This is a genomic window from Termitidicoccus mucosus, assembly GCF_038725785.1.
Classification (GTDB): domain Bacteria; phylum Verrucomicrobiota; class Verrucomicrobiia; order Opitutales; family Opitutaceae; genus Termitidicoccus; species Termitidicoccus mucosus.
This window is the reverse complement of record NZ_CP109796.1, coordinates 6423096-6445663: the sequence shown is the minus strand read 5'-3', so window position 1 is coordinate 6445663 and position 22568 is coordinate 6423096. Positions and strand designations below refer to the sequence as shown.

Sequence of the window (22568 nt, the reverse complement as noted above, 5' to 3'; positions counted from 1 at the left end):
TCGGGGCGGACGGGCGGGAACCGCCGCGCCTCACTCGCGCCGGCGGTATTCGCTCGGCGGCATCCCGGTTTCCCGCTGGAAAACCTGCGCGAAATGGCTCGGGCTGGTGTAGCCCACATCGAGCCCGATCTCGATCACGCTCCGGCGCGTCTCCCGCAACAGCCGCCGCGCCCTCTCCATGCGCAGCCGGATGAAATACCGCGACGGGCTGTGCCCGGTCGTCTTGTTGAACAGGCGGCAAAAATGAAACTTGCTCATCCCCGCCTCGCGCGCCAGCCCGTCGAGCCGGAACTCCTCGTCCAGATGCGCCTCCATGTAATCCGTGATCCGGCGCAAACTGGACGCCGGCAAACGCCCGCCGCGCAATCCGCCGCCCGCCCCGGCGGTCTTCGTGTCGGCGTAATGCCGCACCAGATGCACGGCCACGCTCTGCGCGATGCCCTGCACGAAAAGCATGCTCGGCCGGCCCGGCGGCGCCGTGATCTCGCGATGCAACTGCTCCAGAAAGGCCGACAGCACCGGATCGTGCCGGCCGGAAACCTCGCGCAGGCTCGCCCGCCGGCCCGCCTTGCCCAGCACCTCCCGCGCCGCCTGCCGGAACAACGGCAGCCCGAGATACAGGTGCATGACCTCCAGCCGCTCGCTGCCGACCGCCTTCCAGCGCAACTCGTAGGGAGTCGGCGAGGTGGTCAGATAAAAATCACCCGCCCTCACATGATTGGCGGTCCATGCGCCGTCCAGTTCCCGTTCCTCGATCACGGCGTCGCCCGACAATACCCACACGACAAATGGCTCGGCCACCGACGGGATGATCACGCCGTCCTCGATTTGTTGCAGCGTGTAGATTTTCACCAGCAAGTCGCGCCAGGGCCGCCCGTGGCTGGCGAAGACCAGCTTTCCCGGCATCCGCTGACAATTCACCACCGACGACGCGCATTCAGACAGGAGGGTCATAGAGTCTCGAAAAGGCCGACACTACCGGAGCTTTTTAAAATTGCACCCGGTTTTTGCGCAAAATCCCGACAGCCGGCGCAAGGCCCCGAGAGCAAACGCGTTTGTTCCGTGCTATCATTGCCGCCATGTCCAAACCAACCGTCACCGCCGTCCCCAAACGGGCCTATGCCGCCCAGTCCACCACCACCCCGCTCGCCCCCCTCACGATCTCGCGCCGCGATCCGCTGCCGGATGACGTCGTCATCGAAATCCTCTACTGCGGCGTCTGCCACTCCGACCTCCACCAGGCCCGCGGCGAATGGGGCAACACGGTCTATCCCTGCGTGCCCGGCCACGAGATTGTCGGGCGCGTCACCCGCGTCGGCCCCAAGGTCGTGAAATTCAAGGAAGGCGACCTCGCCGCCGTCGGCTGCATGGTGGACTCGTGCCGCACCTGCCCGAGCTGCCAGCGCGGTCTTGAGCAATATTGCGAGAACGGCTGCACGCTCACTTACAACGGCGCGGACAAGCACCTCGGCGGCATGACCTACGGCGGCTATTCCGAAAGCGTCACGGTGGACCAGGCGTATGTCCTGCGCGTGCCGGCCAACCTCGACCTCGCCGCCACCGCGCCGCTGCTCTGCGCCGGCATCACCACGTATTCGCCGCTGCGCCACTGGAAAGTCGGCCCCGGCCAGAAGGTGGGCATCGTCGGCATCGGCGGGCTCGGCCACATGGGAGTCAAATTCGCCCACGCCCTCGGCGCGCACACCGTGGTGCTGACCACCTCGCCGGGCAAGGTCGCGGACGCCGTCCGCCTCGGCGCCGACGAGGTCATCATCTCGACCGATCCGGAACAGATGAAAAAGCACGCCCGCAGCTTCGACTTCATCCTCGACACCGTGTCCGCCGTCCACGACATCAACGCCCTCTTCAATCTCCTCAAGCTCGACGCCACGCTGACGCAGGTCGGCGTGCCGGCCTCGCCTCTCGGCGTGGCGGTGTTCAACCTGATCCTCCCTCGCCGCAACTTCGCCGGCTCCGGCATCGGCGGCATCGCCGAGACGCAGGAGATGCTCGATTTCTGCTCCGAGCACAACATCGTGAGCGACATCGAGTTGATCCGCATCCAGCAGATCAACGAAGCCTACGAGCGCCTCCTGAAGAGCGACGTCCGCTACCGCTTCGTCATCGACATGGCCTCGCTGAAAGAATGAAACCTCCCGAAAATCCGCTGCGCGAGTTTCCACTGGAAAAAGCCTTCCAGTGGTTCGAGCCCGGTCCGGTCGTGCTCGTGTCCACCGCCCACCGCGGCAAGGCCAACATCATGACCATGAGCTGGCACATGGTCGTGGAGTTCTCGCCGCAGATCGCCTGCGTCGTCAGCCCGGGCAACCACACCTTTGCCGCCCTGCGCGCGACCCGCGAATGCGTCATCTCGATCCCCGGCGCCGACCTCGCCCGCACGGTGGTCGATATCGGCAACTGCTCGGGCCGGGAGGTGGACAAGTTCGCGGCCTTCGGGCTCACCGCCCTGCCCGCCTCGTCCGTGCGTGCGCCGCTCATCGCCGAATGCCTCGCCGGCCTCGAATGCCGCGTGGCCGACACGCGCCTCGTCGGCAAATACAGCCTCTTCGTGCTCGACGGCGTGAAGGCCTGGACCAACCCGCGGCGCAAAAACCGCAAGACCTTCCACGCCGTCGGCGACGGCACCTTCGTCGTGGACGGCCGCGCGCTGAACCTGAAAAAGCGGATGACCAAATGGCCCGAATTCATCTGAACCACTCCCGGCAACCTCATCAAGTATCCAAACATGCAATACAAAACACTCGGCAACACCGGCCTCCTCGTCTCTGAAATCTGCCTCGGCACCATGACCTTCGGCGGACGCGGCTTCTGGACCGCCATCGGCACCCTCGACCAGTCGGTCGCGGACGGCATCGTCACCCGCGCGCTCGACGCCGGCATCAACTTCATCGACACGGCCGACGTTTACTCCGAGGGCCTCTCGGAGGAAATCACCGGCCGCGCCATCGTGAACTCGGGCCGCAAACGCTCCGATGTCGTCCTCGCCACCAAGGTCTTCGGCGCGACCGGTCCCGGTCCCAACGACCGCGCAGCCTCGCGCGGGCACATCATGGACGGGGTCAAGGCCAGCCTGAAGCGCCTCGGCACCGACTACATCGACCTCTACCAGATCCACGGCCTCGACACGCTCACGCCCGTCGAGGAAACCGTGCGCGCGCTCGACGACCTCGTGCGGCAGGGCCACGTGCGCTACGTCGGCGTTTCCAACTGGGCGGCGTGGAACATCATGAAGGCGCTCGGCATCGCCGACCGTCACGGCTGGACGCGCCTCGCCACGCTCCAGGCCTACTACACCATCGCGGGCCGCGACCTGGAGCGCGAAATCGTGCCGCTGCTCGAAGCCGAAAAACTCGGCCTCATGGTCTGGAGCCCGCTCGCCGGCGGCCTGCTCTCGGGCAAGTTCGACCGCGAGGGCAACGGTCCCGAGGGCTCCCGGCGCGCGACCTTCGATTTTCCGCCGGTCAACAAGGACCGCGCCTTCGCCTGCATCGACGTCATGCGCGGCATCGCCGGCGCGCGCGGCGTGTCGGTGGCGCGCATCGCGCTCGCGTGGGTGCTGCACCGGCCCTTCGTCATGTCGGTCATCATCGGGGCGAAAAACATCGGGCAACTCGACGACAACATCGCCGCGACCGAAATCAAACTCACCGCCGACGAACTCCGCCAACTCGACCAAGTGAGCGCCCTCCCGCCCGAATATCCCGGCTGGATGATCGAGCGCCAGGGGGTTGGCCGGCGCCCGGAATAAACCCGCCCGCCGCCGTCACGCCGCCGCGCCGGCCACGGCATGACGGCGGCGCCATTCTCCCGGCGTCACGCCCTCCCATTCGCGGAAGGCGCGGTAAAACGAATTCGGGTCCTCGAAGCCGAGCAGGCACGCCGTCTCCGTCAGCGTCATCGACGGCTCGCGCAGATACTGATGCGCCAGTTCCCGGCGCGCGTCGGCCAGCAGTTGCCGGAAATTTGATCCCTCTTCCGCGATGCGCCGCTGCAACGTGCGCGGACTCACCGCCAGTTCCTTCGCCACTTCGCCGATCTGCGGCAGGCGTGCGCCGACCAGCCGCTGCATCACCCACTTTGCCTGCCCCGCCAGCGTCGAGGTCGCCTTGCGCCGCGCCAGTTCCCGGTCAAGCGACGGGCTCAGCATTTCCAGCAACTCCGCATTGTAGGTGACGAACGGCAGATCGAGATCGGAAAGCCGGAAGACGATGACATTGCGCCGCGCCCGGAAATGCACCCGGCAGCCAAAGTAGGCCTCGAACCGCTCCACCGCCGCCGGCGGGCGGGCCAGCTCGACGCGCAACGGATTCAGCGGACGCCGGATGCCGCGCCGGCCCAGCTCCACCGTGCCGGCAAACGCCGCGTCGAGCAACCGGGGAGGCACCGGCTCCGTCGTCCGCAGCCAGGAAAACTCCGCGCGGCATTCCCCGCCGCCCTCGGCCAGCGCCATCTCCTCCGCGCAACAGAGATACTTGTAGCGGGCGAAGCGCTGCAACGCATCGCGAAACGTCCGCGCATGCTGCGCCGCGATGCAGGCCGGGTGGTGCCGCTCCAGCGGAATCCGGCGGGCCAGCTCGATGCCGGTCAGAGGATCGTCGCCCACCGTTTCCAGCGCCCGCCAGAAGGCGAACATCTGTTCCGTGGTCAGCAGCATCCCGGACTCGCCGCCCACCGCCAGCGGCAACCCGGCCGCGCGCAGCACCCGGCCGGCATCGACGCCCAATTCGCGCAGTGTGGGCCGGATGTCGGGAAAACGAAAGGTGGGTGCGCTCATGCGAAAACGAACAGGATGGAATCAACGCGGACTCAAGCCAGCGACTTAACCTCTTCCGACAATATCGCTCCGGGATAATCCGTCGAGCGCGTGAATGCGGACCAGCGCTCCAGCTCCGCCAGAGATTGCTCGTAGCTGTTGCGCAGGAAAAGCATCGCATCGCCGCCGAGCGGCAGGCGCAGCGGCGGCTCCGCCATTTCAGCGGCCTGAAGGAGAACCTCGGCCGCCTTGCGCGGATCGCCCTGCTCGTGGCCCGTGAAGTTCGCGAGCATCGTCCGCATCTGGCCGACGGTGGCGTCGTAGGCCTCGATCGGCTCGGCAAACGCCATCGACGCGCCCGCCCAGTCGGTGCGAAAACCACCCGGCTCGACGATGGTGAGCTTGAGGCCGAGCGGTCTGATTTCTTTCGCGAGGGCTTCGCTGAATCCCTCCACGGCGAACTTGGCTGCGTGATAGCCGGAAAGCCCGGCGGAGGAGAAGCGCCCGCCAATGGAAGTGACCTGGAAAATGTGCCCCGCGCCCTGGCGGCGCAGGTGCGGCAATGCGGCCCGCGTCACGTTCACCGTGCCCCAGAAATTGGTGTCGATTTGCCGCCGGAAATCCTCCGGCGTCATTTCTTCGAACGCGCCGATGAAGCCGAAGCCGGCGTTGTTGACGAGCACGTCGATGCGCCCGAAGGCGTCGAGCGCCGCCGCGACCGCCTGCGACGACTCTTCCGGCGAATCGACGTCGAGCCGCACCGCGCGGAAACGGTCGCCGTGCGCGGCGGCGAGATCGGAAAGCCGCCCGGGATCGCGGGCGGTGGCGACGACGCGGTGACCCGCGGCGAGAATGACCTCGGCGAAAGCGCGACCGAGGCCGCGCGAACTGCCGGTGATGAACCAGATTTTGGACATGGCGAATAATGGATGAGTTGTGCGAAGCGCGATTTGCCGCGCTCCACGATGCTCTCACTCTACTCGCCTGATACCGCCAGCGCACTGGCCGTATCCGCCAATCGACTCGCAAACCGCGCCAACTCTTTCCGGGGCCAAAGCAGATGGCCGCACCGGAATTCAGTGATGGTGCCCGCCGTGTCCGTCGGAGCCTGCAGTTTTGGCGGCGGCCGCGTCATCGATCTTTTTCAGGTATTTGGCCGGGTCTTTTTGAAAATCCCGGATGCAGCCCTTGCAGCAAAAGCGCACGAGCCGGTCGGGTTTTCCCTCCTCCTTGTGGATATAATCGATGGGGCCGCCCATGTCGCCGCCCTCCAGCTTGTCGCCGGAGACGACGCAGGTATCCAGCGGATAACCGGCCTTGGAGCCCGCCGTTTGAGCCTGGCCGGCGGGCGCGGTTTTGGTCTTTCCATGGTCTTCGCCGTTGTGGGCAAAAAGCGCGCCCGACGAGAGTCCGGCTGCGACGAGGGAAACGAGGATGAATTTGATGGGCTTGGTCATGATGAATGATTGATAGGTGACATTCATTGAAACGCCGTGGACGCGCCAATCCCTCGCCTCCATGGACATTTTTTCAAAAAACAGCGGCGGTCGGGCGTTATTTTTTCGCATCAAGTTCATGGCTGGGCCAAGGGCGGTTGCGAAACCGGGCCGGCCGGCGACGGAGCCGGGGCATCCGGCGTCGGAGGCAGGCCGCGGCGCCGCCAGATGTAGTAGATGGCCGGATACACGAGCAGCTCCATGAGCGTCGAGGTCACGACGCCGCCCACCATGGGCAGCGCGATGCGCTTCATCGTGTCGGCGCCGGTCCCGTGGCTCCAGAGAATCGGGAGCAGTCCGGCGATGATGACGGCGGCCGTCATCGCCTTCGGGCGCACCCGCTTCACCGCGCCGTGGTAAATGGCGTCGCGCAGGTCCGCCGCCGCGCGGAGCCGGCCCGCCTTTTTTGCCTCCCCGTGGGACAAGTCGAGGTAGAGCAGCATGACGACGCCCGTCTCGGCATCGAGCCCGGCCAGCGCGATGATGCCGACCCACACGGCCACGCTCATGTTGTAGCCGGTGAGGTGGAGCGCCCAGAACGCGCCAACGAGGGAGAACGGCACCGCCAGAAGCACGATGCCGGTCTTGATCCACGACTTGGTGTTCAGGTAGATGATGAAAATGATGAGGACGAGGGTGAGCGGCACGACGATCATCAGGCGGGCTTGGGCGCGCTGCATGTATTCAAACTGGCCGCTCCAGAAAACGCTGTAGCCCGCGGGCACCTTGATCTCGCCGCGCCGGAGCGCGTCATTCACGGCCTGTTGTGCGCCCCGGACGTAGTTGCCGATATCGACACCCTGGACATCCACGTAGATCCATGCGTTGGGGACCGCGCCTTCGCTCTTGATGCCCATCGGGGCCGAGACCACGCGCACCTTCGCCACCTGGCTGAGCGGAATCTGCGCGCCGGGCGCCGCCATGCCGCCCGCGCCCATCGCGCCGCCGGCCGGATCGGCGGTCTTCACCGGGATCAGGATTTCGCCGAGGGCTTCGAGATTTTCACGGTAGTCCCGCTCATAGCGGAGAATCACGCCGTAGCGTTCGAGCCCCTCGACCGTGGTGGTGAGCGGCATGCCGCCAAGGGCCGCTTCGATCACTTCCTGCACCTCGCCCTGCGTCAGCCCATGGCGGGCGATGGCGTCGCGGTCGATGTCGATCTCGACATAGTTGCCACCCATCACCCGCTCCGCAAACACGCTGCTGGTGCCGGGCGCCCGCCGGATCACGCCTTCGATTTCACCGGCTATCCGCTCCAGCTCGCGCAGGTCCGGTCCCGCGACCTTGATGCCGACGGGGGTCTTGATGCCGGTCGCGAGCATGTCGATGCGCGTCTTGATCGGCATCGTCCAGGCGTTCGTAAGCCCGGGGATTTGCACGGCGTTGTTCATCGCCGTGGTGAGTTCGTCGATGGTGCGGGGCCGGCGGACGACCACCCTGCCTTCCTCGTCCTTGATGTCCACGGCGGGCCACTCGTCCTCGGGCTTCAGCATGATCGTCGTCTCGATCATGTCCATCGGCGCGGGATCGGTAGCGGACTCGGCGCGTCCGATTTTTCCGAACACATGGTGCACCTCGGGGAACGACTTGATGATCTGGTCGGTTTGCTGGAGCAGCTCGCGCGCCTTGGTCGGCGAGATGCCAGGAAAGGTCGTCGGCATGTAGAGCAGGTCGCCTTCATAGAGGGGCGGCATGAACTCCGAGCCGATGTTTTGATAGGGAAACGCCTTGCCGAGTTTCAGCGCGGCTTCCTTCAGGCTGCCGTCGGGCAGCGCCTGGGAGACGACCGCGTTCCAGGGAAAGAACACCCAGCCGACGACCAACGCCGCCGTGACAATCACCGCCCAGCGGAACCGGATCATGAGGTCGAGCAGCGGATGATACAGCCAGATCAGGAAACGGTTCACCGGGTTCTTTTCCTCCGGCGGAATTTTTCCGCGGATGAAGTAGCCCATGAGCACGGGCGCCAGGGTGATCGACAGGAGCGCCGCCGCCGCCATCGAATAGGTCTTGGTAAACGCGAGCGGCTTGAACATGCGGCCTTCCTGCGCCTGCAGGGTGAACACGGGCAGGAACGACACCGTGATCACCAGGAGGGAATAAAACAGCGTGGGCCCCACCTCGACCGCGGCGTCGCGGATGATGTCCCAGTGCGGCTTTCTGCCCCCGTCGTGCTCGATGTGCTTGTGGGCGTTTTCGATCATGATGATCGCCGCGTCGACCATCGCGCCGATGGCGATCGCAATGCCGCCGAGCGACATGATGTTCGCGCTGAGCCCCTGCCCGAACATGATCGCGATCGAGGCGAGGACGGCGATGGGCAGGATGACGATCGCCACGAAAGAACTGCGCAGGTGCATGAGGAACAGCAGGCAGACGAGGGCGACGACGATGCACTCCTCGACGAGCTTCACCTTCAGCGTGTCCACCGCGCGGTCGATGAGGGCGGTGCGGTCATACGCGATGGTGTAGCCGACGCCTTCGGGCAGGCTCTTCATCGCCTCGTCGAGACGGGCCTTCACGGCCTGGATGACCTCGCGCGTATCGACGCCGTAACGCACCACAACGACACCGCCGACCGTCTCGCCCTCGCCGTTGAGCTCGGCGATGCCGCGGCGCATGTCCGGCGCGAGCTGCACCTCCGCGACCTCGCCGAGCAGGACCGGCGTGCCTCCCGGCCCCTGGCCCACGGCCACCTTTTTGAGGTCGTCGATCTTCTCGATGTAGCCGCGCACACGAAGGATGAATTCCTTCTCGGCCATCTCCATGGAGCGGCCGCCGACCTCGCCGTTGCTCTTTTCGACCGCCATCGCCACGTCGCTGATCGAGAGGTTGTAGGCGTGCAGCCGGCGGGGATCGACGGCGATCTGATACTGCTTCACGAAGCCGCCGACCGAGGCGACCTCGGCCACGCCGTTCACGCTGGCGAGCTGGTAGCGGAGGAACCAGTCCTGCATCGAGCGCAGTTCCGCGAGGTCGTGCTTTGTCGAGTTGAGCGAATACATGAAGGCCCAGCCCACGCCGGTGGCGTCCGGCCCGAGGGACGGCGTCACGTTCTTCGGCAGGCTGTTTTGCAGGCCGTTCAGGTATTCGAGCACCCGGCTCCGCGCCCAGTAGGGATCGGTGCCGTCCTCGAAAATCACATACACGAACGAGTATCCGTAAAACGAATACCCGCGGACCACGGTCGCGTTCGGCACCGACAGCATCTTGGTGGTGATCGGATAGGTGACCTGATCCTGCACGATCTGCGGGGCCTGCCCCGCCCACTCCGTGTAGATGATGACCTGTGTGTCGGAGAGGTCGGGGATCGCGTCCAGCGGGATTTTGCGCAGCGAATAAATGCCGCCAAGGACCAGCGCCGCGGTCGCGGCGAGGACGAGAAATTTGTTCTTCAGGGAAAATTCGATGACGGCCTTGAGCATGGCGGGAAAATGAGCGGGCGGGTTGCGGAGAAATCAGGGCGGGCGCGTGGGGTTATGGTTTGCCGTGTTCGCCGGGCTTGTCCGCCGGGGCGTCCGCGTGGTGCGCGTGGCCGGTGGCGGGGCCGTGTTGGTGCGCGGCCGCCGCAGTCTCCGGCCCGGAATCCGCCGCATTGCGCAGCATCTTCTGGATCGCCTCGCGAAGCTGGCTCTCGGAATCGAGCATGAACTGGCCCGAGGTGACGACGCGTTCGCCGCCCGCCAGGCCGCCAAGCACCTCATAAAAATTACCCTCGCTGCGCGCGCCGAGCGTTATCTCGCGCGGCTCGAAGAAGCCGCCGTCGAGCGCGACGAAGACCGTGTTGCGCTCGCCGCTGCGCAGCACCGCGATGTCAGGCACGAGCACGGCGTCGGCGGACAACTGCGAGGCGAAGTCCGCCTGGACGAACATGCCGGGGCGCAAGTAGCCCTCCGGATTGGGGAGCACAACGCGGGCGGTGACGGAGCGCGTCCGCTCATCGAGCTGGGGCAGGAGAAGCTGCACGCTGCCCTCGAAGGTTTTTTCCGGGCCGTAACTGGTGCGGACCCTGACGGGCAGGCCGTCGCGGATGAAGGGCAGGTCCTTCTCGTAGATTTGCGCCTGCACCCACACGGAGGAGAGGTCGGCGAGCCGGTAAATCTGCTCGCCCGGCTTCATCATTTGACCGGCCACGGCCATCTTTTCGATGACCACGCCGTCGGCCGGGGCGCGAAACACGAGCGTGCGCTGCGCCTCGCCCGAGCGTTTGAGTCGGGCGATGACTTCGTCCGGCACATCGAAGAGTTGCAAACGGGCGAGCGCGGCGCGCGTGAGCGGACCGCCCCCGTCGCCTTCCGCCTTGACGGCGACCGCATAGTTGAGCTGGGCGTTGTAGAGGTCGGGCGAATAGATTTCGAAGAGCGGATCGCCCGCCTTCACCGCGGCCCACGTGGTGTTGACGTGCAGCTTTTCGATCCAGCCTTCGTATTTTGTCGTGATGTCGCGAAGTCCTTCCTCGTTGTAGGCGACGATGCCGACCGCGCGAATTTCCCGGCGCACCGGCCCGTGCCCGACAAGCGCGGTCTTGAGGTTCATCCGCTGCGTCGTGGCCGCGTCGATCTGGATGGTGTTTTCGGACGACGCATCCTCGCCTTCGTAAACCGGCGCCATGTCCATGCCCATCGAGTCCTTGCCGGGGCCGGGCTTCACTTCGCCCGGAAGCATCGTGGACTTGTAATACTTGACCTTGCGTTCGCCCGAGGAGGCTCCGGGGGCGTTGGCGCGGACGGGCGTGAGCTTCATGCCGCAAATCGGGCAGTTGCCCGGCTCTTTTTTGATAATCTGCGGGTGCATGCCGCAGGTGTAGAGTTGTTCGGCGGCGCGGAGCGTCGTCGCAGTCAGGCCGATGGCGGCGCCCAGCAGCGAAACGAGAGGCGTCAACAGGCGCGGATGCAGGAGGCGGAAGGGATTCATGGCGGAGGTCATTTGGAAGAAGTGAGAAGAAGGCCGTCGGCGGGGACATCGCCGGCGACCAGGAGGGAAATATCGGCGAGCGCGGTTTCGCGTTCGCGCCGCGCGGCGGCCTGCTCCAGCCGCATGTCGAGCTCCATCAGGCGGATCCCGGCAAGCGTGACGAAATCACCCATGCCCGACTGATAACCGCCCTCGGCGGAAGCGAGGGCGCGTTCGATGTTGGGCAGCGCCGCGGCGTCGATGTAGGCGATCATCCGGTCGGCCTCGCGCGCCATGAAGAGCATCTGCGCCAGCTCGGCGGCCATCGCTATCCGCTCGGCGTCGAGCCGCGCCTCGGCGGCGAGGCGGCGGGCGTCGGCGGACGCGATGGCCGCGGCGATTTTGTCGCGCCAGATCGGCAGGGTCATCGTCGCGGACGGACGGACCATCAGCGGGTCGGCCTTGAGATCGGCCATGAGGCCCGCGGTAAAATCGGGCGAGCCCGAACGGCGGGCCACCGCGACCGCGGCCACCGCCATGTCCACCATCGCCCGCATGGAGGCGACCCGGGGATTCGCGGCGGACAACCGGCGCCACAGCGTCTCCTCATCGGGAAGCGGCGCGGAGGGGAAGGGCTGCGCGGGCCACACCGGGTCGGGCTCCTCGCGGCGCAGGCCGAGCGCGGCCTTGAAACGGGCGCGCGCCGCAACGCGCTGGTCGGCGAGCGTGGCGAGCGCCGTTTTCAATTTTTCGCTTTCATTCAGGATGCCGGTTTGTTTTTCGAGCGAGGCCATGCCGCGCCCGGTGGCATAGTCCGCCTGCGCCATCTCGACGGATTGTCCGAGCACCGAGGCGGATCGCTGGCGCAGGGCGACCGCCTCCTCGATATAAGCCAGTTCCACCCAGGCCTTGCGCACCGCCGTGGCGGTGGTGAGGACAGTGGTGACATAGTCGCGGTAAGCCACGGCGCCGGCCGCGGTGGCTTCGCGTCCCATGGCGGCGCGCTTTCCCCACCCCATGAAATCGAACATGAGGCCCGGCATGGCGGTCATCACCATGTCCGCGATGTCCGCTTCAAAGGTGAGCTTGGGGTCGGGCTGGGAGCGCGCCGGAGTGATCGCCTCGACCGAGGCCCGCCACTCGTAAAACGCCGCTTCGACCTGCGGATGCTTGAGCAGGGCGAAGCGCAAATAATCGCTCGCCGGCGATGCGGACGCCAGCACCGGCAGTTCGACGGCGCCGCCTTCGGGACGGAGATTCCGGGCGATGGCGGCGACATCATCGCGCGCCCGTTTCTCGTAGGACGGCGTGCGGCAGCCGGAGGAGAATGCCGCCGCCACGACCGCCACGGAGGCCAGGGAAATGATGCGGTATGGGATCATAGGAAGTGAGAAAAATGAGGAGTCACGCGCTTCGCGCCCGAAGGCCTGGATCGTGGTGCGGAAGGACGGCGGGAAAGGCCCTGTGCGAAGGGCAACGAAATCGCGGGCGGCTTCCCTTGCGCGTTTCTGGGGAAGAGCGGGCATGTCTTAGTTGTCGCCGCCGAAATAGGGGGCCAGGATGGCCCGCAAGCGCTTTCGCGCCCGATACAGGCGGGTTTCCACCGCCTTCGCCGAGCAATGCAGCACCGAGGCGATTTCCGCATGCGAGAGGTTTTCGTATTCATAAAGGAGTGTCACCGTCCTGAGTTCGTCGGACAGGACGGAGACGGCGTGCCGCACCGCCTCGATCTTTTCCTGGCGGCGCAAGGCATCCGCGGGTGTCGCGTCCTCGCGCAGCGCAACCGGCACGTCTCCCTGGCCGCCGTCCCCGTCGGGAAAGGCTTCGGACGGATGCCGCGCGCGCCAGCGGTGATGGCTGCGGGCGAGATTGGTCGCGATGGTGAAAAGCCACGCGGTGAAATGGCTGCCCGGCGCAAAACGATGCCGCTGTTGATACACGCGGACAAATGCCTCCTCCGCGATATCCAGCGCGGCGGCCTCGTTCTGAAGATGGCGGTGCAGATAGCGGCGGACGGGAAGCTCCCATCGCGTCATCAATTCGTCCAGCGCCCGCTCGTCGCCAGCCTGCAAGCGCGCCATCAAGGCATCGTCGGTGGGCACATCGTCCGGCGTCATATTCAGCGGGCCTCCCGATGAGGCGTCATCCCCTGGTGATCGGTCATCCGCAGACGGGCATTGATCATCGCGAGGTAGCGGGCGCCCTGCGCGGGCGACATGACGGCGGCGACCTCGTAGCCGTGCTTCAACATGGAACGCTGGCACTCCGTCTCGATCCGGCGAGCGGTCTCCAGCGCCCGGTCCATCCCGGGCGTGAAAATCGTGCTTCCCTCCAGCGCAGCGGCGAGTTCCCGCTGCGCTTGCAGGTAGGCGGCGCAGTGCGCGTCGCAAACCGGCATGTAAGCCTGGTGCAGGCGTTCGATCTCGGCGAACTGGCGCTCGTCCAAGGCGAACTCTTTTTTCAGCCAGGAGAGTTCATCGAGCGGGGCGGCCCCGGCTCGCAAATGATGAAAATACCAGAGGCAGCCCAGCGCGCCGACGGTCAGGGCCACGGCCAGAATGACAATCGACTTTTTCATGGGCGGCGCAGCTCCTCGCCTGCCTTTGCGAGAGGATCGATGGACGTCAGATAACGCTCCTTGAGCGCAACGGCCTCCAGTCGTTCGATGCGCGAAGCGGCCAGGTTGGCGAGACCGAGGCCGGAAAGCAGAAAGAGGGCGATGACCGTGGCGGCATGGAGCGGCTGCGGCAACTTGACCACGAACCATTCCCGCAGGATGGAAAACACACCGCGGGAATGACGCGCCTTCTGGCGCTCGATTCGGGACCACACGGCGCGCTGAAAGCCGGGGGCCGGCGTCGGCTCCACCTTCCACACACGCAATAACTCACTGAGATCGGAATCCGTTTTCATGGGCAAAGATCAGGTTTTGGCTGGCCGGGAGAGCGGGCGAAAACGCGGGCGTCGCCGGTTTGGTTTTACGCCTTCTTGCAGGAGGCGTCGCAAATGTGGGTGGACGTGATCTGCACGGGGCGGAGCGGCCCCTTGCCGTTGCGCAGGCTCGGTTTCATCACGGTGGTGGTGGCGCAGGAGTCGCAGACCTGCCTGGAGCCCGCCGCGACGCGTTTCAGCGCCCCCTTGCCGTTGGGCATCGCCGGACGGAGATCCGTGACGGCCTCCGTGCGGGCCGTGGCGCACTCCTTGCTGGCCGGAGCCGGGACACTGGTTTGCGTCACGTTCTGGTTCCACCGGTTCTGTTGCGTCCGCCGCCAATAATCGGGATCGGGACGGGCATGCGCGCTGGAAAGGGCGGCCGTGGCAAACAGAACCAGAAGCGAGCCTCGTCCGAGGATTTTGGATATCTTGTTGGATGTATTCATGGGAGTTCGGTATTTTGTTGGAAATGCGGCGCGCCAAAACGCGCCTGCACAGGTATAACTCCGCTCCCCGCAAAAACCCTCGCGGGATATCTTGCCCGCAACCGGCGGCGGCCGGGCGCTCAGGTCACGCGCCGCCGCCACCACACCAGCGTGCACAAAGCGCCAAACAGCACTGTCGGCCCGACGATCCACAAGGGATGAAACGGCGCCTCATACTCGGCGCATGCCCACCAGACCGCCGCGCACTTCGCGGCCAGCAAAACCCACCCCGCAACGAGATAACACCGCATCCGCCGCTCCCGCGGGGTCCGGCCATGGCCGTTCACGGCAATGCCTTCGATAAACGCATCCCGGGCATGGACGCGCCTGCCGCCCTTGAGCGAATTCGTGCGATTGGGAAACATCGGTTCGGAAATCTCGTGCATGGAACCTAGCCGGACCGCGCGCTGTCGCAACCCAACCCTGCTTGAATTGTCCGCGGTATAAGGTTATCTTGCGTATCATTTTCCCATCTCCCGCGTCCTGCCTGTCTATGAAATCGAAAATCGTCCCCCTCCTCGTTTCCATGCTTTTCGTTGCTGCCTGCGCGACCACGCCCCTGCAGCCCTCCAGACCCGAGAACGTCACCGTGACCTTTGAGCATCCGGAAAACTTCACCGACGTGAAGGATTCGTTCACCGGCTCGCTCGACAAGGTGCGCGACGGCTATCTCGAGGACCTCGCCGACCACATCAAGGAAAACGCCTCCCGGTTCCTCGGCGACGGGCAGAAACTCGCCGTCACGATCACCGATGTGGACATGGCCGGCGACTTCGAGCCCGGACGCGGTCCCTCGGCGATGGACATCCGCGTCATCAAGCAAATCTACCCCCCGCGCATCAATCTGGGCTTCAAGGTGACCGACGCCGCCGGTGCGACCGTGCGCGAAGGCACGCGCCAGTTGCGCAACCTCGACTTCATGAACGATCCCGTCGCCACGATGCGCTCCAGCGAAACCTTGCGCTACGAGAAGGCGCTTATCGACAACTGGACCCGCGACGACCTTTCCGGCCTGGCCGGCGCCCAAAAGTGATGCTCCGCAGAGGGAGAGGAGGGACGCGAAAAACCGTTCTTTTCCCACGTATGCTCTCGTTCTGTTGTTAACCAGTTCGCGCAACAGCGCGCCGTAGCGCAGGCATCGCGGCCTGCGTCAAAACAGAAAGAGCGAAGCGTCGCTGACTCTTTCCCGAAAACAAAAACCGCGTTGCGGTGCGCTGCCGCGCGAAGTTGTCAACGGATTCCGCAAAACAGGCGTCGCACGCGAGTCCGGCCCGCGGTATCCCCGTTCACCAAGACCACGGCATCACGCGTAAGCGATCGCGAGGCAGCCGTGGATCGTCCGGGAATGCTCGAAAAAATCCGCGGCCCCGGTCGGCTCCGGGCCGAACTCAGGAGCCTCGTCCACCATGAGCCTGCGCAGGTTCTCGCGGGCGCGGGCGATGCGGCTTTTCACCGTGCCCACATTGATGCCGATGGTGTTGGCGATCTCCTCGTAGGGCAGGTTCAGGATGTTGCGCATCGTGAGGATTTCGCGGTGCGTGGGATCGAGTTTTTCCATGCAGCGCGCAACCAGATCCGTGAATTCCTGCGTGACGGTTTCCTGAAGCGGACTGCGCGACTCCGCCGCGATCAAGTCGGAAAATGTGGCGGACGAATCCTCGCCCAGCGACAGCTCCAGCGATATGGAATCCTGGCGGCGGCGGCGGAAGAAATACCAATAGCGGTTGCGCGAAAGGTTCAGCGCGATGCGATACAGCCAAGTCGCGAGCGAGGAATCGCCGCGGAATTCCCCCAGCCCGCGATGCGCGCGGATGAAGGTGTCCTGCGTGATTTCCTCGGCGTCGGAGGCGTTGCGCAAAAGATTCTGGGCGAGGCCGAAGATGCGCCCGCGATAGCGTTCCATGATCTCGACAAACGCCTGCTCGTGGCCTGAGCGAAACCGCTCGACCAGTTTCGCATCGTAGGCGGCCTCGCGCGCGGAATCAGTGGAAGATTCCGTTGCCGCGGCATCGGACTGGTATTCGACGGCAGAGTTGGCGGTGACCTCTGCGCGTGTCCCAAGGGGTTCCGTGATTGAATCGTCGTTGAGTGTAATCATAAGGAGCGAACTGAAGCCGTTAAATGGGTTGGAGCTCCCTTAGATCAATTCATGTGCCAACCTTGGATTCTGTAATACAAGACATTTTACATAAATAAATTAAGCTATCCCTCCATAATAATTCACTCAACAATCATGCAAAACGCCATGCCGCTCTATGGACAAACATTGCAAAATGCACGTAACCGCGTGGGTTTATTACTGGAAGTTTGAGTCAAGAGTGCGACGCACGGCGTCGGCGGCCGACCTTGAACTTCGACTTAAACTCCAAACTCAATTCTACTTCAGCCGGGCCGGGCCGGTGGATTCACGCACCACCAGCAAAGGTTCGATCATCCGCACCGACGTGCGCTGGCGAAGCGGTTGTCCGATATGTTCGAGCAGGTGATCGACCGCCACGTCGATAGTGGCGTCAACCCTCTGATCCACGCTGGTCAGGCTGGGCGCGGTCATCAGGCAGATATCCTGGTTGTTGAAACCCGTGACCGACACATCGCCGGGCACGCCCAGGCCGCGTTCCTTGAGACCGTGCATCGCACCGATGGCGATCTCGTCGTTGAGCGCGATGAAGGCGGTCGGAAGGCGCTTGCTCTCGATAAAACTATGCGCGAGCGCCCGCCCGTATTCGAAATCCCGTCCGCGGTCGTGCTTGTGGTCGAGGTTCATGGTGCTCTCCTCGAACGAGAATCCGCGCGCCGCCAGCGCCTCGCGGATGCCGCGTTCGCGCTCGAATGTGCTGCGAAAGGTTTCCGAGTAACCGAGCAAACCGAAACGCCGGTGCCCATGGTCGAGCAGGTGGTTCGTGAGGGCGGCCATGCCGCGCGCGCGATCCAGGTAAATGGTGTTGGCGCCCTTGATGCCGAAATGGTCGATGACGAGGCTGGGAGTTCCATTGGTGCTCAGGCCGCGCAGGTGCTGCGCCACGCGATCCTCGTCGAAATAACCCATGAAAACCACCGCATCCACGCGCAGCGACAGGAAATGCCGGATGATGCTCGTGCTGTCGCCGCCTTCCACGATTTCGATAAACGTGGTCACGTCGCGCTCCCGGAGCTTGCGGTGCAGCGAGGCGAGTTTCTGCACGAGCGGGGGAAACGCGATGTTCTGCATGCACACGCCGACGGTCGCGGGGCGCTTGCCCTTGAGGTGGAGCGCGTAAGCGTTGGGCACGAAGCCCGTTTCCTCAATCGCGCGCTGCACCCGGTCGATGGTTTTCTTCTTCAGGCCGGGCTGGCCGTTGAGCACGCGGGACACCGTCGTGCGAGCCAATCCCACATATGCGGCAAATTCCGAGGTGGAACGAATGATTTTGGCGGGGGTAGTTTTGGAATTGGAACTGCTCACGGGAAAATTTTGTGATGAGATACGGAAGCGCCGATGTCAATAAGTGCGCGTCAACACGTGTAGTTCCCAAACTGGCCGCACCATCCGGACAGTCCAACAAATAAAATAAGGACACGAGTCCAGCAAACATTGACAATGCCCGTTTTCCCCCAACGATGCGACCTTCGCGCGCGGCCTGTTTTGCCCTCGCCAAGACGCGCCGGCCTACCCTCTCCCATCCCTTCAACGTCTTCCATCCGCGCCCCCTTGCCTTTCCCAAAATCATGACAACCACACCCATCCGCCTCCCCGCTTGCCTGGCTGTGTCGCTCGCCGCTGTTTTCGCGTTCACGGCCTGCTGCCCGAAAAAATCCACGCCCGCCACCGTCCAAAAATTCGCCGGCTCCACCCCGCTCGAATGGTCCGTGCGCCTTGGCGACTCCGAAATGGCGCGCCTCGCCAAGAACAACCGCATGTCCTTCCCCACGGGGAGCTGGGATTACGCGAATTTCCTCTTCCTCAACTCCCTCCTCAATCTCGACGCGCGCATCGGGCAAAAACGCTACCTCCCCTTCGCGCAACGAACCGCCGACTCATTCCTCGACGACGATGGCCGCGCCATCCGCAAATACAAACTCGCCGACCACAACATCGACAACATCGCTCCCGGACGCGCCCTCCTCACCCTCTATAAAGTGACCCAGGAGCAACGCTACCGCAACGCCGCCCAAGTCCTCCGCGACCAGCTCAACGTCCATCCCCGCACCTCCGACGGCGGCTTCTGGCACAAGCAGCGCTACCCGCACCAGATGTGGCTCGACGGCCTCTTCATGGCCTCGCCCTTCTACACCGAGTTCGGCGCCCTTTTCAACGAACCCGCCGACTTCGACGACGTCGCGAAGCAAATCAAGCTCATGGACAAACACTCCTGGGATGCGGCCGCGCAGCTCCACTATCACGGCTACGACGAAAGCCGCACCCAGGACTGGGCTGACAAGACCACCGGCCGTTCACCCAACTTCTGGAGCCGCGCCATCGGCTGGTATGCCATGGCCATGGTCGATGTGCTGGAAAATTTCCCGAAAAACCATCCCGAACGCGCCGACATCATCGCCATCCTCCAAAAAACCCTTGCCGGCATCGTCAAATACCAGGACCCCGAGACCGGCCTCTGGTGGCAGGTCACCGTCTTCGGCGGACGCGAGGGCAACTACCGCGAGGCCACCGCCTCGTGCATGTTTGTCTATGCCATGGCCAAGGCCATCAACCACGGCTGGCTCGAACGCGACACCTACCTGCCCGCCGTCCTCAAAGGCTACGAAGGCATCATCAACCACCTCATCGAGACCAAGCCCGACGGCACCGTCACCCTCACCCGATGCTGTAAAGTCTCAGGCCTCGGCTACGGACGCGACGGCTCCTACGACTACTACATCGGCGAGCCCATCGTGAACAACGACGCCAAGGGCACCGGCCCGTTCGTCTTTGCCGGCATCGAACTCGACCGCCTCCTCCGCATCGACACCCCCGCCTCCGCCATCCCCGCCACGCTTTTCGCCCCGCTCCCGCCCGCCGCCGGCGACGCGAAAACCTCCGCCGCCCCCACCGCCACCGCCGGTGACCCGTGGACGACCGTCATGCCCGCCATCCTCGCCCGCATCAAGGCCCCGGTCTTCCCCGACCATGAGTATCCGATTACCCGATACGGCGCCCCGACCGACGGCAAAGGCGACGCCTCCGACGCCATCCGCGCCGCCATCGACGCCTGCCACCGCGACGGCGGCGGCCGCGTGCTCGTCCCCGCCGGCACCTTCCTCACCGGTCCCATCCACCTCAAAAGCAACGTCAACCTCCACCTCGACGAAGGCGCCACGCTCCTCTTCCACACCGATCCGCAACGCTACATGCCCGTCGTTTTCACCCGCTGGGAAGGCGTGGAGCTCATGAACTTCTCCCCGCTCATCTACGCCTACGAACAGGAAAACATCGCCATCACCGGCAAAGGCACCCTCGACGGACAGGCCGGCTACGACAACTGGTGGGGATGGGTGAAACTCGACGAGAACACCAAGCCCAAAATCCCTCTCGCACGCGCCAGCCGCAACAAACTCATGGCCGAGGCCGACCGGCCCATCGCCGGAATGGACGTCTCCAAACGCGTGTATGGACTCGGTGAATACATCCGCCCGCCCTTCATCCAGCCCTATCGCTGCAAAAACATCCTCATCGAGGACGTCACCATCCTCCGCTCGCCCTTCTGGGAAATCAACCCCGTGCTCTCGCAAAACATCACCGTGCGCGGCGTCACCATCCGCTCCCACGGCGCCAATAACGACGGCTGCGATCCCGAGTCCTCCCGCGACATCCTGATCGAAAACTGCTCCTTCGACACCGGCGACGACTGCATCGCCATCAAGTCCGGGCGCAACAACGACGGCCGCCGCGTCGCCGTGCCCTCCGAAAACATCATCATCCGCAACTGCGACTTCAAGGACGGCCACGGCGGCGTCACCATCGGTAGCGAGATCTCCGGCGACTGCCGCAACGTCTTCGCCGAAAACTGCCGCATGGACAGCCCCAACCTCGACCAGGCCCTCCGCTTCAAGACCAACGCCGTCCGCGGCGGCGTCATCGAGAATATTTTCTTCCGCAACATCCAGGTCGGCCGCGTGGGCAAGGCCGTCGTCCACGTCGACTTCAAATACGAGGAAGGCGACAAAGGCGATTACATGCCCGTCCTCCGCAATGTCCTCATCGAAAAAGTCACCAGCAAATCCAGCCCCCACGCCATCTACCTGCGCGGCTTCGCCCAGGCGCCCATCCGCGACATCACCATCCGCGACTGCACCTTCGAAGGCGTGGAAAAAGACGACTTCCTCGAACATGTCGAAAACATCACCAAGACCAATGTGCGGGTTGTCCGAAAATAAAAAAAATCATGGAAAGGCAGGAGGCTGCCCTGCCTTTCCCACACCCTGTCAAACGAATTAACCAGAAGCGCGCTTGCCATCCCCGCGCCTTGTCTGGCGTAAATATTCACTTCTCTGCATAGCAACCCGAACCTCCACAATCCCCCTATGAGTAATCCGCCCAAAATGACAAATTACCGCTGGTACATCTGCGCCATGCTGTTTTTTGCCACCACCATCAACTACCTCGACCGCCAGGTGCTCTCCCTCACCGCGCCCGATTTCATCATGCCCGAGTTTCACTGGAGCGATGCCGACTACGGCAATATCACCGGTGTCTTCTCCTTTGCCTACGCCATCTGCATGCTCTTTGCCGGGCGCTTCGTTGACTGGCTGGGCACCAAACGCGGCTACCTCTGGGCCATCGGCGTGTGGAGTGTCGGGGCCTGCCTCCACGCCGTTTGCGGCATCATCACGGAAGCATATGTGGGACTGGGCAGCGCGGCGGAGCTGGCGCAGGCCGCGGGCGACGTGGCCGTGCTCATCGCCACCGTGAGCACATGGTGCTTCCTCGTCGCCCGCTGCGTGCTCGCCCTTGGCGAGGCGGGCAACTTCCCCGCCGCCATCAAGGTCACCGCCGAGTATTTCCCCAAAAAAGACCGCGCCTTCTCCACCTCCATTTTCAACGCCGGCGCCTCCGTCGGCGCGCTCGCCTCCCCGCTTCTCATCCCGCCGCTCGCAAAACACTTTGGCTGGGAAATGGCCTTCATCATCATCGGCGCGCTCGGTTTTATTTGGATGGGCGTGTGGGTGTTCATGTATGACAAACCGGAGAAAATCCGCTTCGTGAACGCCGCCGAGCTTGAATACATCGAACAAGACAAACACGAATCCGCCGCCGCGCCCGCGCCGGGGGAGGCCGCCGGGAAAAAAATCTCCTTTCTGAAATGTTTCACCTTCCGGCAGACCTGGGCCTTCGTCGCCGGCAAGTTCATGACCGACGGCGTGTGGTGGTTCTTCCTCTTCTGGATGCCCGTCTATTTAAAGACATTTGATATAAAAATGACCGAGGGCCGCGGCATGGCGATGATATTCGCGCTTTACGCCATCGTCACCGTGCTCTCCATATTCGGAGGAAAACTTCCGACCCTGTTTATAAACAAAGGCGCGGAAAACCCCTATGCCGCCCGCATGAAAGCCATGCTCATCTTCGCGTTCTTCCCCCTCTTCGTCCTCCTCGCCCAGCCCCTCGGCACCGTCTCGCCCTGGCTGGCGGTGCTCATGATAAGCCTCGGCTGCGCCGCGCACCAGGCATGGAGCGCGAATCTCTTCTCCACCATCGGCGACATGATTCCCAAGGCGGCCATCGCCACCGTCACCGGCATCGGTGGCGCGGCCGGCGGCATCGCCTCGATGATCATGAACAAAGGAGCCGGCGAGTTCTTCGACTATGCCGGCGAGACCAACATGGTCTTCTTCGGATTCACGGGCAAACCCGCCGGGTATTTCGTGATTTTCTGCATCTGCGCCATCGCCTATCTGATCGGCTGGACGATCATGAAGGCCCTCGTGCCGAAATATAAACCGATCACGGATCTCTGATCGTTCCGTATTTGTTCATTAAAAATTCGCCCGCCACCGCGCTCCTGAACGCGG

20 protein-coding genes are annotated in these 22568 nt (G+C 64.1%); 6 read left to right on the top strand and 14 right to left on the bottom strand.

What is annotated here, in order from left to right; all coding sequences use genetic code 11:
- Window positions 1–30: 30 nt before the first annotated feature.
- A complete protein-coding gene (locus tag OH491_RS22760) occupies window positions 31–954 on the bottom strand; it encodes an AraC family transcriptional regulator (protein ID WP_068768901.1) in 924 nt (307 codons plus the stop codon).
- Between the two features lie 125 nt (window positions 955–1079).
- On the opposite strand from OH491_RS22760, the gene OH491_RS22755 reads away from it, so the two are divergent.
- The 3 genes from OH491_RS22755 to OH491_RS22745 are packed head-to-tail and all read left to right on the top strand — an operon-like array spanning window position 1080 to window position 3769.
- On the top strand, window positions 1080–2150 hold the full coding sequence (locus OH491_RS22755) for an NAD(P)-dependent alcohol dehydrogenase (RefSeq protein ID WP_068768902.1): 1071 nt from the start codon (window positions 1080–1082) through the stop codon (window positions 2148–2150).
- Window positions 2147–2713, top strand: a complete 567-nt coding sequence (locus OH491_RS22750; RefSeq protein WP_334319045.1) for a flavin reductase family protein — start codon at window positions 2147–2149, stop codon at window positions 2711–2713. Before OH491_RS22755 ends, OH491_RS22750 begins: the two co-directional genes overlap by 4 nt.
- Before the next feature lie 33 nt (window positions 2714–2746).
- Entirely contained in the window at window positions 2747–3769 is a 1023-nt protein-coding gene (locus tag OH491_RS22745) for an aldo/keto reductase (RefSeq protein ID WP_068768903.1), read from the top strand.
- Between the two features lie 15 nt (window positions 3770–3784).
- Here the strand turns inward: OH491_RS22745 and OH491_RS22740 are convergent, their stop codons facing one another.
- The 11 genes from OH491_RS22740 to OH491_RS22690 form a co-directional block, all read right to left on the bottom strand.
- Window positions 3785–4795: an AraC family transcriptional regulator gene (locus tag OH491_RS22740; protein WP_068768904.1), complete on the bottom strand. Its 1011-nt coding sequence runs from the start codon at window positions 4793–4795 to the stop codon at window positions 3785–3787.
- Window positions 4796–4827: 32 nt separating this feature from the next.
- Entirely contained in the window at window positions 4828–5691 is an 864-nt protein-coding gene (locus OH491_RS22735; protein ID WP_068768905.1) for an oxidoreductase, read from the bottom strand.
- A 159-nt stretch (window positions 5692–5850) separates the two neighbouring features.
- Window positions 5851–6231 carry a hypothetical protein gene (locus OH491_RS22730; protein ID WP_068769774.1) on the bottom strand — a complete coding sequence of 127 codons (381 nt, stop codon included), beginning with the start codon at window positions 6229–6231 and terminating at the stop codon, window positions 5851–5853.
- 116 nt (window positions 6232–6347) lie between these two features.
- Window positions 6348–9695 carry an efflux RND transporter permease subunit gene (locus tag OH491_RS22725; RefSeq protein WP_068768906.1) on the bottom strand — a complete coding sequence of 1116 codons (3348 nt, stop codon included), beginning with the start codon at window positions 9693–9695 and terminating at the stop codon, window positions 6348–6350.
- Between the two features lie 52 nt (window positions 9696–9747).
- Window positions 9748–11196 carry an efflux RND transporter periplasmic adaptor subunit gene (locus OH491_RS22720; RefSeq protein ID WP_068768907.1) on the bottom strand — a complete coding sequence of 483 codons (1449 nt, stop codon included), beginning with the start codon at window positions 11194–11196 and terminating at the stop codon, window positions 9748–9750.
- Entirely contained in the window at window positions 11193–12545 is a 1353-nt protein-coding gene (locus OH491_RS22715) for a TolC family protein (RefSeq protein ID WP_068768908.1), read from the bottom strand. The genes OH491_RS22720 and OH491_RS22715 overlap by 4 nt, the downstream gene beginning before the upstream one ends.
- 147 nt (window positions 12546–12692) lie before the next feature.
- Entirely contained in the window at window positions 12693–13280 is a 588-nt protein-coding gene (locus tag OH491_RS22710; RefSeq protein ID WP_068768909.1) for an RNA polymerase sigma factor, read from the bottom strand.
- A 2-nt stretch (window positions 13281–13282) separates the two neighbouring features.
- Window positions 13283–13741: a periplasmic heavy metal sensor gene (locus OH491_RS22705; RefSeq protein ID WP_068768910.1), complete on the bottom strand. Its 459-nt coding sequence runs from the start codon at window positions 13739–13741 to the stop codon at window positions 13283–13285.
- Window positions 13738–14076 (bottom strand): hypothetical protein, encoded by a 339-nt coding sequence (locus OH491_RS22700; protein ID WP_334319047.1) that lies wholly within the window; start codon window positions 14074–14076, stop codon window positions 13738–13740. The genes OH491_RS22705 and OH491_RS22700 overlap by 4 nt, the downstream gene beginning before the upstream one ends.
- A gap of 65 nt (window positions 14077–14141) precedes the next feature.
- Window positions 14142–14543 (bottom strand): hypothetical protein, encoded by a 402-nt coding sequence (locus OH491_RS22695; RefSeq protein ID WP_068768912.1) that lies wholly within the window; start codon window positions 14541–14543, stop codon window positions 14142–14144.
- Between the two features lie 119 nt (window positions 14544–14662).
- Window positions 14663–14968 carry a hypothetical protein gene (locus OH491_RS22690; protein ID WP_145928575.1) on the bottom strand — a complete coding sequence of 102 codons (306 nt, stop codon included), beginning with the start codon at window positions 14966–14968 and terminating at the stop codon, window positions 14663–14665.
- 140 nt (window positions 14969–15108) lie between these two features.
- On the opposite strand from OH491_RS22690, the gene OH491_RS22685 reads away from it, so the two are divergent.
- Complete coding sequence (locus OH491_RS22685; RefSeq protein ID WP_334319048.1) at window positions 15109–15615, top strand: DUF3016 domain-containing protein; 507 nt, start codon at window positions 15109–15111, stop codon at window positions 15613–15615.
- 270 nt (window positions 15616–15885) lie between these two features.
- Here the strand turns inward: OH491_RS22685 and OH491_RS22680 are convergent, their stop codons facing one another.
- Window positions 15886–16680, bottom strand: a complete 795-nt coding sequence (locus OH491_RS22680; protein WP_068768915.1) for an RNA polymerase sigma factor — start codon at window positions 16678–16680, stop codon at window positions 15886–15888.
- 279 nt (window positions 16681–16959) lie between these two features.
- Window positions 16960–18024 (bottom strand): LacI family DNA-binding transcriptional regulator, encoded by a 1065-nt coding sequence (locus tag OH491_RS22675; protein ID WP_068768916.1) that lies wholly within the window; start codon window positions 18022–18024, stop codon window positions 16960–16962.
- Window positions 18025–18287: 263 nt separating this feature from the next.
- On the opposite strand from OH491_RS22675, the gene OH491_RS22670 reads away from it, so the two are divergent.
- Both OH491_RS22670 and OH491_RS22665 read left to right on the top strand, forming a co-directional pair.
- Window positions 18288–20933, top strand: coding sequence for a glycoside hydrolase family 88 protein (locus OH491_RS22670; protein ID WP_334319049.1), 2646 nt, complete (start codon window positions 18288–18290; stop codon window positions 20931–20933).
- A 147-nt stretch (window positions 20934–21080) separates the two neighbouring features.
- On the top strand, window positions 21081–22514 hold the full coding sequence (locus tag OH491_RS22665; RefSeq protein ID WP_068768917.1) for an MFS transporter: 1434 nt from the start codon (window positions 21081–21083) through the stop codon (window positions 22512–22514).
- The last annotated feature ends 54 nt before the right edge of the window (window positions 22515–22568 follow it).